Source organism: Desulfoferula mesophila (genome assembly GCF_037076455.1).
In the GTDB taxonomy this organism is placed as follows: domain Bacteria; phylum Desulfobacterota; class Desulfarculia; order Desulfarculales; family Desulfarculaceae; genus Desulfoferula; species Desulfoferula mesophila.
This window is the reverse complement of sequence record NZ_AP028679.1, coordinates 1,422,788-1,438,558: the sequence shown is the minus strand read 5'-3', so window position 1 is coordinate 1,438,558 and position 15,771 is coordinate 1,422,788. Positions and strand designations below refer to the sequence as shown.

The following is a 15,771-nucleotide window of genomic DNA, read 5'->3' as shown; positions in this document are numbered from 1 at the left end:
GGGAGCGCCCCTACCCCCGCCTGTCCTTGGCGTAGGCGGCGGCCTCCAACCCGGCCACGCAACCCTCGCCCACCGCCTTGGCCACCTGCCAGGGCGGCCCGGTGATGTCGCCGCAGGCGTACACCCCGGGCAGGTTGGTGGCCTGCTTTTTGTCCACGGCGATATATTGCATGCTCTCGGGATCCATCATCACCCCCAGGGTACCGGCCAGGGCCACCGCGCCTTTGGCCCCCAACTCGATGAACACCCCCTCCACCTCCAGGATCTCGCCGTTGTCCAACTCCAGGCCCTCCACCAGCTTCTCGCCCAGGATGGCCTTCACCTTGCGGCCGGAGTGGACAAAGATGCCACCGGCCTCCACCTGCCCGGCCAGGGTGGGCTCCACCGAGGCCTGGTCATAAATCAAATGCACCTCCGAGGCCACCATGAGCATGGTCAGGGCCCCGCTGAAGGCCGCGGAGCCTTCGCCCACCACCGCCACCTTGGTCCCGCGATAAAAGCCGGCGTCGCAGTCCACGCAGTAGCTGACCCCCTTGCCCAACAACTTCTTTTCGCCTGGCACCCCCAGCTTGTTGCGGCTGATCCCCATGGCCAGCACCAGGGACTTGGCCGCCACCTCCCGGCCGCTTTCGGTCCTGATGACGAATCCCTCGCCGCCGGAGGTCACTTCCAAGACGTCCTCGTCCCACATCTGGGCCCCGAACTTTTGGGCCTGCTCCCGTCCCGCCCCCAGAAGGTCTCCACCGGCTATCTTGCCCAAGCAGCAGAAATTTTCCACGTGGGCCTTGTACAGGCTGCTCTGGGGCTGGCGCCCCAACACCAGCACGGCGACCTTTTTGCGGGCCGCGTGGATGGCCGCCTGCAGCCCGGCCGGGCCGGTGCCCAGGATCACCACGTCAAAGCTCTCTCGGCTCATTTTCGCTCTAAACCTTCCCCGGCGCGGCGCGCCGCTTGCTCATTGCCCGGCAGCGGGGTCCACGTGCACGATCACCTCGTCCACGTCCTGCAATTCCTCCTCCAGGCAACGCTCCACTTCCTTGGCGATGTCGTGCCCTTGGATCACCTTCAGGTTGCCGTCCACCACCACGTGCACCTGCATCTGATAGCGGCCGCCCAGGCTGCGCACCTTCAGATCGTGCACCTGTTGCACCCCCGGCACGCCCAGGGCGCACTGCTTGATGTGCTCTAAAACCTCGGTCGAGGGAGCAGTGTCCACCATCTCTTTGAGCGCGTCCCAGAGCACCGCGCCGCCCACCTTGAGGATAAGCAGGGAGACCACCAGGGCGGCCCAGGCGTCCAGGCTGTGCCAGGCCGGGTTGATCATGGCTCCGGCCACCCCCACAAGCACCGCCACCGAGCTCAGCGCGTCGGAGCGGTGGTGCCAGGCGTTGGCCATGACTGCCTGGCTCTTGATTCTCCGGCCCACCCGCACCGTGTAATGATACAGGGCCTCCTTGGCCAAAATGGAGGCCACCGCGGCGGCCAGGGCCAACCAGTTGGGGTGATGCTCGTCCCCCCGGATGAGCTGGGAGATGGCGTCGTAGCCCAGGCCCACGGCCAGAGCGGCCAGCACCGCCCCCACCACCAGGGAGGAGAAGGTCTCGATGCGGCCGTGACCAAAGGGGTGACGGTCGTCGGGATCGCTGCGCCCCCACCGGAGGCCCAAAAGCACCACCGCGTCGGTGACCAGGTCGCTCAGGGAGTGGGCCGCGTCGGCGATCATGGCCTGGCTGTTGCCGTAGACGCCCGCCAAGAGCTTGCCCAGGGCCAGGAGCAGGTTGACCAGGGCCCCCACCCAGGTGACCCGGCGGCCGTCCTTGCTTTGATTTTGCTGATCCAAACCCATGGCCCGTCGGCGCCTCCAATGATATATACGCCTAATATCCTAGGCCCTGGGACGGCGAAAAACAACGGCCCCGGGCCAGGCCCCTTGCATGCCCACGGCACGCTGCCATAATGATAGGCTATACTCAGCACTTAATTATGCGAGGAGCCCATGGCCAAGGCCAAAGCCCGGAGACCCCCCTTTTCCCTGCTCAGCGAAGACGACCTGTACCTGTTCAACCAGGGCAGCCACCTGCAGCTCTACAACAAGCTGGGAGCCCACATGGTGGAGGTGGATGGGGAGCAAGGCACCTTCTTCGCGGTGTGGGCCCCCAACGCCCACGCAGCTTTCGTCATGGGCGACTTCAACGGCTGGGACCAGCACACCCATCCCCTGCGGCTTAGGGGGGACTCGGGCATATGGGAAGGCTTCGTGGCCGGGGTGGGCGCGGGGCAGCGCTACAAATACCACATCGAGTCCAAGAACCTGGGCTATCAGGTGGACAAGGCCGACCCCCTGGCCCAGGCCGCCGAGGTGCCTCCCCTCACCGCCTCGGTGGTGGTCGACCCGTCCTACGAATGGGGTGACGAGGCCTGGCTGGAGGCGCGGGCCCGGGGCAACGTCCTGGACCGGCCCATGGCCATTTACGAGATGCACCCCGCTTCCTGGCGCAAGGGCCCGGCGGGCGAAGCCCTGGGCTATCGAGAGTTGGCCCCCCTGTTGGCCGACTACCTGGAGGAGCTGGCCTACACCCACGTGGAGTTCATGCCGGTGATGGAGCATCCTTTCGGCGGCTCCTGGGGCTACCAGATCACCGGTTATTTCGCCCCCACCTCCCGCTTCGGCTCGCCCCAGGACTTCAAATACCTGGTGGACTACCTGCACCAGCGGGGCCTGGGGGTGATCTTGGATTGGGTGCCCAGCCACTTCCCCACCGACGCCCACGGCCTGGACTTCTTTGACGGCACCCATCTCTACGAGCACGCCGACCCCCGCCAGGGCTTCCACCCCGACTGGCGCAGCAATATCTTCAACTACGGCCGCGACGAGGTGCGCTCTTTCCTGCTCTCCAACGCCATGTTCTGGCTCAAGGAGATGCACACCGACGGCCTAAGGGTTGATGCCGTGGCCTCCATGCTCTATTTGAACTACTCCCGCAAGGACGGGGAGTGGATTCCCAACCAGTACGGCGGCAACGAAAACCTGGAGGCGGTGGAGCTGTTGAAGCGCATGAACGTGGAGACCTACGCGGTCAATCCGGGCATCGCCAACATCGCCGAGGAATCCACCGCCTGGCCCATGGTCAGCCGGCCCGCCTATCTGGGCGGCCTGGGCTTCGGCCTCAAGTGGGACATGGGCTGGATGCACGACACCCTGGCCTACTTTCGCCAGGACCCCATCCACCGCAAGTTTCACCACGACAAGCTCACCTTTCGCATGCTCTACGCCTTTACCGAGAACTTCGTGCTGGCGCTGAGCCACGACGAGGTGGTGCACGGCAAGGCCTCGCTGATCTCCAAGATGCCCGGCGACGACTGGCAGAAGTTTGCCAACCTGCGCCTGCTCTACAGCTACATGTACGCCCAGCCCGGCAAGAAGCTCCTGTTCATGGGCGGCGAGATCGCCCAGTGGTCGGAGTGGAACAACGAAGGGACCCTGGACTGGGCCCTCTTGGAGTTCGCCCCCCACCAGGGCATCAAGCGCCTGACGGGCGACCTCAACCGCATGTATCGCCGCGAGGCCGCGCTGCAGGTGGACCTCAAGCCCGAGGGCTTTTCCTGGGTGGACTGCAACGACACCCAGGCCAGCGTGCTCTCCATGCTGCGCCTCAACCCGGCGGCGGGCCAAAGCATGCTGGTGGTGCTCAACTTCACCCCGGTGCCCCGCCACCACTACCGGGTGGGGGTGGATCAGGGCGGCTTCTGGCAAGAGGTGTTCAACAGCGACGCCCCGGAATACGGGGGCGGCGGGGTGGGCAACGCCGGGGGGCTGGAAGCCTCCACCACCGGGGCCCACGGCCGCTCCCATTCCCTGGAGCTGACCCTGCCTCCCCTGGGGGCGGTGTTCCTGCGCCCGGGAGGGCGAGAGTCCTAGAGTCCTGCCCGCCGTCATCGCAACGCTGAGAATAAAAACCGAGGCTGATCATGAACGAGATTATCTATCAACCCATAGGCCTGCTGCACACCCCCTTCGCCGAGCCCAAGGGGGCGCCCATCCAACCCTGCGGCGCGGAGGACGCCCTGGGCCGGGCCGAACTGCGCCCCGAGTTGGCCCCGGCCTTGGAGGGCCTGGATGGTTTCAGCCATGTCATCTTGCTCTATCACTGCCACCGGGCTGCGGCCTTCAAGCCCAAGGTGCGCCCTTTTCTGGACGACCACGAGCACGGCCTGTTCGCCACCCGCGCCCCGGCCCGCCCCAACCCCATAGGGCTTTCGGTGGTGGAATTGTTGGGGGTGGAAGGCCACGTGCTGCGCCTTAGGGGGGTGGACATGGTGGACCAGAGCCCGCTCCTCGACCTGAAACCCTACGTACCGCGCTTCGACGCGCCGGCCGGGCCGATACGCACCGGCTGGCTGGCCGACAAGGCCCAGGACGCGCCCACCCAAAAGGCCGACGAACGCTTCAGTTGATCGCGCCACCCTGCCCCAAGCCTCGAACGCGGGTGCCCCAATAGATCGTTCGGCGCCGCGCGCAAAGCAAAGCCCCCTGCCGCCGGTGAGGCCGGAAGCAGGGGGCGTGGCTTGGTCCGGTTGGGTTATTTGCGCTTGAACAGGTTCTGGAACAACTTCTCCGCCGCGGGAATCAGGTTGCCGCTCAGGTCCACCTTGGCCACCGGCTTTTGAATGGTGCCGCCCACCCCGATGGGGAAGGTGCCGTCCTTGTCCAGGAACTGGCGCAGGTCGCGGCCCACGCTGTCGGCCTTGAACTTGATATTGGCGTCCAGGGAGTCGTCCAGCAGCCCGGTGGAGCCGACGATCTGGGCGTCTACCCGATCCTTGCTGGCCATGAGGGCGATGTCGTAGTTCACCTTGCCTTGGCCCATGGTGTACTTGCCCTCAAACTTCTCGAAGCGCCGAGGCAGGTCCCGGGACAAATCCTTGCCCATCAAAACGGCCACCGCTTGGACGCTGTCCAAGAAGTCCATGCCGATGGTCACCCCGTCCTCGGCCTTGAGCAGGCCCTTACCCTTGAGGGTGCTGCGCACTTGTTCGGATTCCAAGCCCTGCCAGGCCATCTGGCTGTCCAGGGAGAACACCCCCTCCAGGCTGCTGAGCGGCAAGGAGAACATGGGGAAATCGTATTTAAGCTTACGAAACACCTCGGGCGTAATGGTGATGTTCTTGGCCCGCACGTCCACGTCGCCCGCCGCCGCGGCGGGCTTGAAATCCATCGCGGCCTTGGTCTGGACCTCGCCGCCCAGGAAGCCGGTCTGGAATTCCTTGATCCGGGCCTTCTGGTCCTTGACCTCCAATTGGGCCCGCAGGTTCTTCATCTCATAGCCGCGCATGACCAGGCGGCCCAGCTTGATCTCCAGCTCGGCATCCAGCCCCTTGAGGCTCCGCCGGGCCTCGACCGCCTTGGCCGAGGGGGCGGCGGCCGCCGCCTTGGGCGCCGGAGCCGCGGCCTTGGCCTGGGCCGCCTTGGCCTCGGGGGTCGGGGCCTTGCCCCGCTCTTGCGCGGAGACTCCCGGGATCAAACGGTCCAGGTCGAGATATTCCCCCGCCACCTTCAGGCGCAGCTTGCTCTTGTCGCCGTCGCTCTTGACCGTGCCGGTAAGGCCCAGCTTGGCCATGGAGGCGTTCCAATCCATCTGTCGGATGTCCAGCTCCCGGCCCTCGTCCTTGACCAGGAACTTGAAGTCAGCCCGCATCTCGGACTCTCTCCAGACCTTGGGCAAGGCCGGGCTCTCCACCATGGCGTTGCGCACCATACCTTGGCCGCTCATCTCCAGCACACCCGGACCGGCGCCCTTGAACAGGACGTGCTTGCTGGCCTGGCCCCCGGCCTTGAGCGGCCAGGGAAGCAGGGGCTCGATGAAATGGGCCAGCTTGGCCAGGTCGGTCTGCTGGTCGTACACCGCCTGGCTCTTGCCCAGGGCCTTGCCCCAACCCAGCACGCCCTTGAGGGTCTGCACCATGCCCGCCTGGGGGATGCGCAGCTGGGCCTGGGCGATGTCCACGGTTTGGGCCGCCAGGTTCAGGGTGGCCTGGGCGGCCCAGGAGGCGTCGCCGACCAGGAAGGGGCGGCGCATGGTCCCGGCGCGCACCTCCAAGCCCTTGGCCTGGGCCTGGGCCTGCACCTTGAGGGCCTTGGCGTCGCCCATGGCCAGCCCGCTGAATTCCATGCTTCCCCGCGCCTGCATGGCGGGAGCCAAGGGAGCCAGGCGAGAGGCCAATTGGGCCAGATCCAGCTTGAAATTCAGCTTGCCCTGGTCCAGCTTGAAATCGTCGCCATAGCCCCGGCTCTTGAATCCGGCGACCAGGCCGAGGCCCGGCAAGGCCAGGTCGAAACTGCCCGAGGAGGCATCCATGGAAAGATCGCTGCTGAGTTGGCAGCGCTCCAGGGGCAGTTGGCTGCTTTTGCCGTTGGCCTGGTTCAGCAGGTACAGCGCGGAATTGGTGACCGCCAGTTGGCGCAAGATGAACTTGCCCTCGTCCGGGGCCTCCACATGGCCCTCCCCGCCCTTGCCGCCCGCCGCGCCTTTCTTGCCCGGCAGATCCTGCCAGTTCAGGCGGCCGTCCTTGGCCCGCACCAGGGAAATCTCCAGGCCGTCCACCGCGATCCGGTCCACCACCATGTGCCCGCTCACCAGGGGCCACAGGCTGGCCTCCATTTGCAGGGAGCCCAGCTTGAGCAGGGGTCGGTCACCGTAGGCGGCCTTGTCCTGCACCGTCAGGCCTTTCACCCGCACCTCCAGGCCGCCCCACAGGCTTGCCGACACCTCCTGGACCGTGGCTTTGCGCCCCAGGTTTTCCTCCATGGCCTCGGTGACCATGGAATCAAGGGGCAGCAACTTGGGCAGGAAGGTGACGGCCAGCGCCGCCAACCCGGCCAGGCCCAGCAATACGATCACTATTATTTTTAGAGCTTTAGCCATGAAGTTACGCTTCTCCCCCCTGGTTGATAGTTTGTCTGGCAGAGCGCGTTCGCCCTAGCTGTCTATAAATTATGAGAGCCCGGCGCCCGTGAGTAAAGCGGACAACCGGACCCTGAATTATTCTTGGAGCGAGACGGCAGGTCATTGCGAGGCGAAAAGGCCGTCCACCGCCACCCTCTTCTCCCAGATATGCAGCGGTATTTCCTGACCGGGACGCAGCTCATAGTAAAGCTTCACCCCCAAGGCCAGTTCACGGCAGGGCTGATTAAGCGGGATGACGAAACTCTCGCGCTTGGGCTTGAACGGCTGAAAGGTGGTGTCGCGGATTATGCCCAGCTTGCGATCAGGTCCCAACACCATCACCGGCCCCAGGCTGTCGGTGCACTGGGGCATGAAGATGCGTTTTTGCTTGTATATCTCTTTGGCGTTTTCATCCTTAGCGGTCACTTCCAGGACCACCTGCGCCCGAGACGGTCAGCCATCGGGGATACGGTGGCCCGCCCGGTTTTCAATAGTCAAACCGACGACCACCCGGGGTGAGTCCTGTTTGTGGCCCGGATGAAAGGTGTAGGGCAGGACCTCTACCTCCATGGGCAGAGCGGCGCGGTAGAGCTGGGCCGTAGCCTTCTGATCGCTGAAATCCGGCGGGAAGGTATGGTCCCGGCCGGACATGTGACAATCCAGACAGGTGCGCGAGCCGCCGTCAGCCACGTAGGCGTGCAGATAGCTGCCGTAGAGGGTGGCGCATTGCACCGGAGGGGTGAACTCGAAGTTGGGCCCCATGCCATGGCACTGGCCGCAAAAGGCGGGCGAGGCCATGAAGGAGCTTTTGCGCACCACCTTGACGGTCCCCTCATGCTCGGTGAGTGTCTTGGGCCCGTATAGCACGCCGGGCTCGGGACGATGGTGCACCACGGCCTTGTCCTGGTGGCACACCAGGCAGCCGATATTCAGGCGGCTCACCACCGCCTTGTCGTCACGCCAAATCACCTCGGCCAGTTCCCGGGCCACCTGGGGCTCGGTGCCGACAAGCTGGGGCAGGTGGCACTTGGCGCAGGGGAAATTGTCCATGGTGGCGTCCTGGGGCTTTTTAACGGCCAACGGTCCCTTGCGCAGGTATTTGGACATGAAGCTGAAGCCGTTCAGGCCCATTAGTGAGCGGGCATGATGGGAACGCGACCACTGCTCATATATCTCGGAGTGGCACTCCTGACAGCGCTTGGAGTCGTTGCGCTCCAAAAGCTCGGCCAGGCTCTTGGCCGGCGCATGCTCGCCCGCCGCCCAAGCGGGGAACGCGCCCCAAAACAAAAGCGACCCGGCCGTAACCGCCAGGGCCAGCACCTTTGTAAGCTTCGGCAAAGGCTTCATAATGCCGCTTCTTTCCTTGAGCTCTGAGTACGCTCAGACGCCGGTGAATGGCGAGAAAATGAAGTAGGCCCCCAACAGGCCGATGCCCACCCCGGCCGCCCGCTTGAACCACAGGCTGCCTTGCTGGAAGGAACCGTTGTCCAACACCCGGCCCACCAGGGCGGTGGAGCTGCCCGCCAGGGCTATGGGCAGGGCGTGGCCCAGGCCGAAGAGCAGGATCATGGCCATGCCCGCCGCGAAGTCCTTTTGCACGGTGATGATGGCCAGGATGGGGGCGATGAAGCCGAAGGTGCAGGAGCCGGAAAGCAGGCCATAGGCCAGGCCCAGAACCCAGGCCCCGCCCAGGCCCCGGAGACGGAGGCGGTTCATGAGGCTACCGGACAGGGAAAACCTGCCCACTCCCAGCATGTCCAGGGCCACCCAGATTAGCACCGCGCCCACCAGGATGGTCCAATAGGGGCCCACGTCGCCCAGCATGCGGCCCAGCCAGGCGCAGATCGCGCCGACCAGGGCTATGGTGAGGAAAAGGCCGCCGGTGAAGGCGAAGGCGTAGACCGCGGCGCTACGCGGCCGGACGCCGTCGTCCTGACCGGCCACGTAGGTGGCTATGAGGGGTATGGAAGCCAAATGGCAGGGGCTCAGGGCCACGCTGACCACGCCCCAGCCAAAGGCCCCGGCCAGGGCGACCAGGCTCCCCGAGGTTATCCAGGCGTTCAGGGCTATGAAAAGCTGATCCAATACGCCTCCCCCGGCCGCCTCGCCAGTTGCCTACTTGGTCGCCGCCTTGGGCTTTTCCACCCCGAGCTTGGCCAGCACCAGGTCGATGTTCTCCCTGCTCAAATAGCCCTCGTGGCGCCAAGCCTCTTTGCCCTGCTTGTCGAAAAAAATCTGGGTGGGAATGGCCCGAAGGCCGTAGGCCATGGCCGCGAGCCGGTTCTCCTGCACGTCCACAAAGACAAAAGCCGCCCGCCCCTGGTATTCCTTTTTGGCCTCGGCCACGATGGGTTTCATCATGCGGCAGGGCATGCAGTAGTCCGCGCCCAGCTCCAACATGGTCACCATGCCCTTGACCGGTATCTCTTGATCGGCCCGCGCCGCGTTGGGCACGGCCCAAAGCAGCGCCAAGCTCAGCACCAAGGCCAGAGAACAGACAAAAATTGGGCGTCGCATACTAGTTAAAACCTTTTCGATGGTTAAGGGTTAGGGCTCGCAACTCAGGTGGCACACTCCGGTGGGGCCCTGGGCGACATAAGGGAAATAGCGCCGCCTGAAATACAGGGCCACGTTCACCAGCCCGATCAACACCGGCACCTCCACCAGGGGGCCGATTACCGCGGCAAAGGCCTGGCCGCTGTCGATGCCGAACACGGCCACGGCCACGGCGATGGCCAGTTCGAAGTTGTTGCTGGCCGCGGTGAAGGAAAGGGTGGTGGCCTGCTCGTAAGTGGCCTTTACCTTGAGCGACAGCCAAAAGCTTACCAGAAACATCACCACGAAATAAATGCAAAGGGGGATGGCCACCCGCACCACGTCCAGGGGCAGGGCCACGATATACTCGCCCTTGAGGCTGAACATCACCAGGATGGTGAACAGCAGGGCGATCAGGGTGATAGGGCTGATCTTGGGAATGAATTCCTCTTCGTACCACTGCCGGCCCTTGAGCTTCAGGCCGATAAACCGGCTGAGGATGCCCGCGATAAAGGGGATGCCCAGGTAGATGAACACGCTCTGGGCGATCTGGCCCATGGAAACCTCCACGGCCATGCCTTTCATGCCCAGCCACTCCGGCAGCACGGTGATGAAAAACCAGGCGTAGAGCGAAAAGAACAGCACCTGGAAGATGCTGTTGAAGGCCACCAGACCGGCGCAGTACTCCCGGTCGCCCTGGGCCAGGTCGTTCCACACGATGACCATGGCTATGCAGCGGGCCAGGCCGATGAGGATCAGCCCCACCATGTAGGCCTGCTGATCGGCCAGGAAGGCCACCGCCAGGGCGAACATAAGCACCGGGCCGATCACCCAGTTTTGCACCAAAGAGAGCGCCAGCACCCGCACGTTGCGAAATACCTGACCCAACTCTTCGTAGCGCACCTTGGCCAGGGGCGGGTACATCATGAGCACCAGGCCCACGGCGATGGGCAGGTTGGTGGTGCCCACGGAGAAATGGTCCATGACCTGGCGCACGCCGGGGAAAAAGTAGCCCCAGCCCACGCCCACGGCCATGGCCAGGAAGATCCACAGGGTGAGAAAACGGTCCAGGAACGAAAGCTTTTTAACTTCCGAAGGGGGCATCTTCGCGGCCTCCGCTCTGATGGTCAGTCTTGCAGGCTGCCCGGCAGCCCCAGCACCATGGCCTTGATCTCCTCACGCACCCGGCGGTAGGGGGCCAGGGCCTCCTGTTCGTCGGCCGCGCCTTGGGCCAGCAGGGGCGGGTCGTCAAACCCGCGATGCACCCGGGTCACCGGGCCGGGAAAAAATGGGCAGGCCTCGTTGGCGTTGTCGCACAGGGTGACCACCCAGTCCCAGTCCTGGCCGATGAAGGGGTCCACGGCCTTGGACTGCTGGCCCGCGATGTCCACTCCGGCCTCGGCCATTGCCTTGACCGCCCGGGGGTCCACCCGGCCGGGGGCCACCCCGGCGCTATGGGCCTCGAACTCCCCGCCGCGCAGGGCGTTGGTAAAGCCCTCGGCCATCTGGCTGCGGCAGGAGTTTCCGGTGCACAGATAAAGGATGCGTTTCTTGGGTAAATCGCTCATGCGTCGTAACCTCGCCTTGAGTTCAAAGTTGCCTCGCGGCGCTCAAAACGGCCCCGCGATCTCGCTTCCCACGCCTTCCCCCTGCCCGAGGAGGATCTTTATCTCCCGAGAGCATCATCTGCCCCTAGGGCTCAACTCCTGGCAACGGCTCACCGTGCAGGCGCCGGTGGCCGCCTTGACCTCAGCCAGGGTCTTGGCTCCGGCCCGCATGGCCGCCCGAATCTCGCCCTTGCTCACTCCGGAGCAATAGCAGACCAGTTCCTCGTCGGGGGCGCTGAGAATGTCCTGGGAGTAGCGCATGAGCATACCCTCGAAACGGCAGCCTATTCAGCCAGCCAGGACTTGACCTGCTCCTTGGTGGGCACCTTGCCCACCAGCTTGACCTGGCCGTCCACCACCACCGCCGGGGTGCCCAACACCCCGTAGGCCGCGATGTCCATCATGCCGGTGACCTTTTCCACTTCCGCCGTCACGCCGGCCTCGGCCACCGCTTCCTTGACCACTTCCTCGGCCTTTTTGCACTTGGCGCAGCCGGGTCCCAATACCTTGATTTCCATGTCTACCATCTCCGTCGGTTTTTTGGATGATATTTTGATTACAATTGCTTTCGCGGCTGTTTCGGACGCCGCTCCCCTACTCCGCCACCTCCAGAGCCAGTTCGTTTTTCTGGATGATGTGGTGGCGAATCAGGACGAAACTGAGCAGCCAGCTTACCAGGAGGCAGCCGCCGTATATCAAGAACAGCCCGCTGAAGCCCTCGTAGCGAATTATTACCCCACCCAGGGCGGTGCCCAGGCCTCCGCCGCCCATGAAGCAGAAAGCCACCAGCGACATGGCCGCGCCGCGCGCCTTCATGGCGAACTCGGTGGCCCGGGTAAGCAGGGTGGAATGGGTGAAGATGAAGCCGAAGCCCAAGAGCGCCACCCCGCCTATGAGCCATCCCAGGCTGTCTCCCAGATAAGCGAAGGTCAGTTCGGCGGCTGTGGCCGCCAAAAGGCCCAGGCTCAGGATGCCGCGCGGGCTAAGGCGCTGGGACAGCTTGCCGCTCAGCTTGCCGCCCACCACGGTGGCCAGGCCGAAGGCGGTCATGATCAGGCCGATCTGCAGGTAGTTGTAGTGGTAGTTGGCGGAGATGTAGGCACCCAGATAGGAGAAGCTGCCGATGATGAACATGCCCTCCAGCAGCACCAGGATGTAGGTGTAGAGGCTGCGGGTGTGGGCCAGCAGCTTGGCGTAGGGGGCCAGCAGCTTGGCCTGGGGGTTTTTGCTGGAGGGTATGGACTTGTAGGCCTTGATGAGGGCCAGGGTGGGGATGACCGACAGCATGGCGTAGAGGAAAAACACCCCCCGCCAGCTAAGGAAGTAGGCGGTCACCCCGCCGATGGCCATGCTCAGGCCTTGGCCCAAAAAGGATATGCCCATAAAGGAGCCGATGGCTCCCTGGCGCTTTTCGATGGGGAACAGGTCGCCGATCAAGGCCAGGGAGATGGGCATCACCGAGGCCGCGAACATGCCGGTGAGGGCGCGGTACAGGGCCAGGTCGGACAAACCCGTCCCCAGGGCGCACAGGCCGGTGGCCACGGTGAACAGGACCATGGCCAGGGTGATCACCTGCTTTTTGCCGTAACGGTCGGCCAGGGGGCCGAACACCAGTTGGAACAGCCCGAAGGGCAACATATAGGCGGAGATCAACAGCCCCGCCCTGGTGACGTCCACGTGCAGGTTGCCCGCGATGGCGGGCAGGATGGGCGACACCACCCAGTTGTCGGCCATGACCACGAAACCGGCCATTCCCAGCAAGGCGACTATGCTTTTGTTTTGCATCTTACTCACCCCTATACGGTTAGGGCCCTTCCCCGGAGGGTCAGACCAGGAACGCGCCATAGATAAGACCGGCTATGGTGGACATCGCCACGATGATGCCGCTGAACACCGCCGTCTTTTTCCAGCCCATCACCCCGCCGATCACCAGCATGTTGGGCAGGCTCAAGGCCGGGCCGGCCAACAGGAGGGCCAGGGCCGGGCCCTTGCCCATGCCCGCGCCCAACAGGCCTTGGAGAATGGGGATCTCGGTGAGGGTGGCGAAGTACATCAGGGCCCCGGCCACCGAGGCGAACAGATTGGCTCCCAGGGAGTTGCCGCCCACCGAGGCGCTGACCCACTCTTGGGGGATAAGGGCGGGATGCCCAGGGCGGCCCAGCATGAACCCGGCCACCAGCACCCCGGCCCCCAGCAGGGGGAATATCTGCTTCATGAAGCCCCAGGTGGACTCCACCCATTCCACCCGTTCCTCCTTGGTGAACCAGGCCCTGAGCAAAAACACCAGGGCTACCAAGAGCCCGGCGGTGATCCACCACTTGAGCCCGAAGATCAGCGCCCACAGGCCCTGGACGCCCTCAGCCGGACGGGCCCAGGCCGCGAAGATGAGGATGAGCACCAGGGTGAGCATGAACAGGGCTTCCTGACCCAGGGAGCGGCCGCTGGCTTCGTCCTCGGGCAGATAGACCTGCCCGGCGGCGCGGGCCGCGTCGTCCTTGCGGAAGATCAGGGCCATGAGCAGGCCGGTGATGACGGCGAAGACCACCGCCCCCACGGCCCGGGCCAGGCCCAGCTCCCATCCCAGGATGCGGGCGGTGAGCACGATGGCCAGCACGTTGATGGCCGGGCCGGAGTAGAGGAAGGCCGTGGCCGGGCCGATGCCCGCGCCCCGGGAATAGATGCCCGCGAACAGGGGCAGCACGGTGCAGGAGCACACCGCCAGCACCGCGCCGGAGACCGAGGCCACGGAATAAGAGAGGAACTTCTTGGCCTGGGCCCCGAAATACTTGAGAACCGAGGCCTGGCTGACGAAAACCGAGATGGCTCCGGCGATGAAAAAGGCCGGGATGAGGCAGGTCAGCACGTGCTCGCGGGCGTACTCCCGGAGCATCATGAAGGCTTCCAGGCCCGAGCGCCGAATGGGTTCGCTGTCCCAGGGCACGAAATAGGCCGCCGCGAACAGGGCCACGATCATCAAAAGCTTGTAACGTTCTTTCATGGCTATACTCAACTATTTGGCCAAATGACCAATGAATATCCCAAAAAAATTTCCCTTTGCCCTAGCCGATGACCTCGATCTGGGCCTGCACCCGCGCCTGCAACACCGACTCCACGCAGTCGAAGAAATTGAGCACGCAGGGGGCCAGCAGGGAGTAGAAGACCTGGTTGCCCCGCTTGTCGTCCTTGACCAAGCCCACCGACTTGAGTAGGGACAGGTGCTTGGACACGGTGGAGATATCGCTGCCCACCGCTTGAGTCAGATCGGCAACGCACTTCTCACCCGAGGCCAGTTCCTCCAGGATGAGCAGGCGGCTGGCGTTGCCCACCGCCTTGAGGATGCGGGCCCTGGCCTCCAACCTTTTTTGCCGCTCGGCGTCCATATGACCACCTCCTATTTGCAATATTGGCCAAATACCCCAAATTGTCAAGGGCGGCGGCCGATTTTTTCGACCGCCGCCCTTCATTAATTGGCTTTTACTTTACATTTGCGTACGTTACAGCCACCCCATCTTGCGGCACAGCCAGATGTTCGTGGGCAAGGCGTCCGGCGAGCGCGAACCGCAGGCGTATTCTTACATACGCCGAGGCCCAAGCGATGCCGGCAACACAGCCCACGGGCCTCTGGCGCAGCCGCGCCTGGCGCAGCCGAATTAAACCTTGGGCTCTTTCCACCAAGGATAAAAATCAGGCATATCCTTGGTGGGGCTCAGCTTGAACTCCGGTGGGCGCTTCTCCAAAAAGCTCTGGATGCCCTCGGCGGCGTCGGGTTGCCGGCCCGCCCAGTAGAACACCTTGGAGTCGATGAGGTGGACCGACTGGGGATCGGGCTCGCCCAGGCCGTGCCAGAGCATTGCCTTGGCCAGGGCCACCGAGGTGGCCGAGGTGTTGGCCGCGATCTCCCGGGCCAGTTCCAGGGCCTTGGGCAACACCTGGTCCGCGGGCAACAGGTGGTTGAACAGGCCGCTGTCGGCCATTTCCCCGGCCCGGAACACCCGGCCGGTGCAGACCAGTTCCAGGGCCTTGCCCGCCCCCACCAGGCGGGTGAGGAACCAGGAGGAGCAGGCCTCGGGCACCAGTCCCCGCTGGGTGAACACCAGGCCCATCTTGGCGTCCTCGGCGGCCAGACGCATGTCCATGGCCAGGGTCATGGTGAGCCCGACTCCCACCGCCGGGCCGTTCATGGCCGCAATAACCGGCTTGCGGCAGTTGTAGGCGGCCAGGGCCACCTGGCCCCCGCCGTCGCGGTGGCGGGACAGGGAGTCCTCCTGGGGGTAGCGGGAGGTATAGTCAAAGGTGCTACCCCCGGCGGCCAGGTCCATGCCCGCGCAAAAGGCCCGCCCCGCCCCGGTGACCACCAACGCCCGCACCTGGTCATCCTGGTCCGCTTCCCCCAGCAGATATAGCAATTCGTTGCGCATCTGCACGGTGAAGGCGTTCATGCGCTCGGGGCGGTTCAGGGTGATGAGCCCCACCCGGTCCTGCACCTGGTAGGTGGTATGTAAAAGTTCCATGCTTGGACTCCTTGGCGATGGCATGATATTTATTGGATGAACGATAGGGCAAAATAGCAGCAAACGGCCGCCAAGGCCAGGCGCAAGACCAGGCGAGCGCCCCGGCCACGCCTCCTGCGGTCACGGGCTATAATTAACGGCCAATCACCGGCCAGCCTGTATTACCCGAACCCA

16 protein-coding genes are annotated in these 15,771 nt (G+C 64.3%); 2 read left to right on the top strand and 14 right to left on the bottom strand.

All coding sequences use genetic code 11. From position 1 onward, the window contains the following. Window positions 1–10: 10 nt before the first annotated feature. Window positions 11–916: an NAD(P)/FAD-dependent oxidoreductase gene (locus tag AACH32_RS06330; RefSeq protein WP_338605936.1), complete on the bottom strand. Its 906-nt coding sequence runs from the start codon at window positions 914–916 to the stop codon at window positions 11–13. A 39-nt stretch (window positions 917–955) separates the two neighbouring features. After that, entirely contained in the window at window positions 956–1,846 is an 891-nt protein-coding gene (locus AACH32_RS06325; RefSeq protein WP_338605935.1) for a cation diffusion facilitator family transporter, read from the bottom strand. A gap of 150 nt (window positions 1,847–1,996) precedes the next feature. Between AACH32_RS06325 and glgB the strand changes: the two genes are divergently transcribed. Continuing rightward, entirely contained in the window at window positions 1,997–3,919 is a 1,923-nt protein-coding gene (gene glgB / locus AACH32_RS06320; protein ID WP_338605934.1) for a 1,4-alpha-glucan branching protein GlgB, read from the top strand. A 50-nt stretch (window positions 3,920–3,969) separates the two neighbouring features. Beyond that, on the top strand, window positions 3,970–4,455 hold the full coding sequence (gene tsaA / locus AACH32_RS06315) for a tRNA (N6-threonylcarbamoyladenosine(37)-N6)-methyltransferase TrmO (RefSeq protein WP_338605933.1): 486 nt from the start codon (window positions 3,970–3,972) through the stop codon (window positions 4,453–4,455). Window positions 4,456–4,580: 125 nt separating this feature from the next. On the opposite strand, the gene AACH32_RS06310 is transcribed toward tsaA, so the two are convergent. From AACH32_RS06310 to AACH32_RS06250, 12 genes are all read right to left on the bottom strand, one after another. Then, complete coding sequence (locus tag AACH32_RS06310) at window positions 4,581–6,923, bottom strand: AsmA family protein (RefSeq protein ID WP_338605932.1); 2,343 nt, start codon at window positions 6,921–6,923, stop codon at window positions 4,581–4,583. Window positions 6,924–7,064: 141 nt separating this feature from the next. Then, entirely contained in the window at window positions 7,065–8,291 is a 1,227-nt protein-coding gene (extKL, locus tag AACH32_RS06300) for a multiheme c-type cytochrome (seleno)protein ExtKL (protein WP_350297510.1), read from the bottom strand. A 33-nt stretch (window positions 8,292–8,324) separates the two neighbouring features. Continuing rightward, the gene (locus AACH32_RS06295) at window positions 8,325–9,029 is read right to left on the bottom strand and encodes a cytochrome c biogenesis CcdA family protein (protein WP_338605929.1); all 705 of its coding nucleotides are present in this window, start codon (window positions 9,027–9,029) and stop codon (window positions 8,325–8,327) included. A gap of 30 nt (window positions 9,030–9,059) precedes the next feature. Continuing rightward, window positions 9,060–9,425, bottom strand: coding sequence for a thioredoxin family protein (locus AACH32_RS06290; protein WP_350341566.1), 366 nt, complete (start codon window positions 9,423–9,425; stop codon window positions 9,060–9,062). A gap of 66 nt (window positions 9,426–9,491) precedes the next feature. Further along, the gene (arsB, locus tag AACH32_RS06285) at window positions 9,492–10,583 is read right to left on the bottom strand and encodes an ACR3 family arsenite efflux transporter (RefSeq protein WP_338605927.1); all 1,092 of its coding nucleotides are present in this window, start codon (window positions 10,581–10,583) and stop codon (window positions 9,492–9,494) included. Window positions 10,584–10,606: 23 nt separating this feature from the next. Beyond that, window positions 10,607–11,047, bottom strand: coding sequence for an arsenate reductase ArsC (locus tag AACH32_RS06280; protein ID WP_338605926.1), 441 nt, complete (start codon window positions 11,045–11,047; stop codon window positions 10,607–10,609). Between the two features lie 114 nt (window positions 11,048–11,161). Beyond that, window positions 11,162–11,347, bottom strand: a complete 186-nt coding sequence (locus AACH32_RS06275) for a (2Fe-2S)-binding protein (RefSeq protein ID WP_338605925.1) — start codon at window positions 11,345–11,347, stop codon at window positions 11,162–11,164. A 23-nt stretch (window positions 11,348–11,370) separates the two neighbouring features. Beyond that, on the bottom strand, window positions 11,371–11,604 hold the full coding sequence (locus AACH32_RS06270; protein WP_338605924.1) for a thioredoxin family protein: 234 nt from the start codon (window positions 11,602–11,604) through the stop codon (window positions 11,371–11,373). Window positions 11,605–11,680: 76 nt separating this feature from the next. Beyond that, complete coding sequence (locus AACH32_RS06265) at window positions 11,681–12,871, bottom strand: MFS transporter (RefSeq protein ID WP_338605923.1); 1,191 nt, start codon at window positions 12,869–12,871, stop codon at window positions 11,681–11,683. 40 nt (window positions 12,872–12,911) lie between these two features. Next, window positions 12,912–14,084: a permease gene (locus AACH32_RS06260; protein ID WP_338605922.1), complete on the bottom strand. Its 1,173-nt coding sequence runs from the start codon at window positions 14,082–14,084 to the stop codon at window positions 12,912–12,914. A gap of 61 nt (window positions 14,085–14,145) precedes the next feature. After that, window positions 14,146–14,466: an ArsR/SmtB family transcription factor gene (locus tag AACH32_RS06255; RefSeq protein ID WP_338605921.1), complete on the bottom strand. Its 321-nt coding sequence runs from the start codon at window positions 14,464–14,466 to the stop codon at window positions 14,146–14,148. A 270-nt stretch (window positions 14,467–14,736) separates the two neighbouring features. After that, window positions 14,737–15,597: an enoyl-CoA hydratase-related protein gene (locus AACH32_RS06250; RefSeq protein WP_338605920.1), complete on the bottom strand. Its 861-nt coding sequence runs from the start codon at window positions 15,595–15,597 to the stop codon at window positions 14,737–14,739. Between the last annotated feature and the right edge of the window lie 174 nt (window positions 15,598–15,771).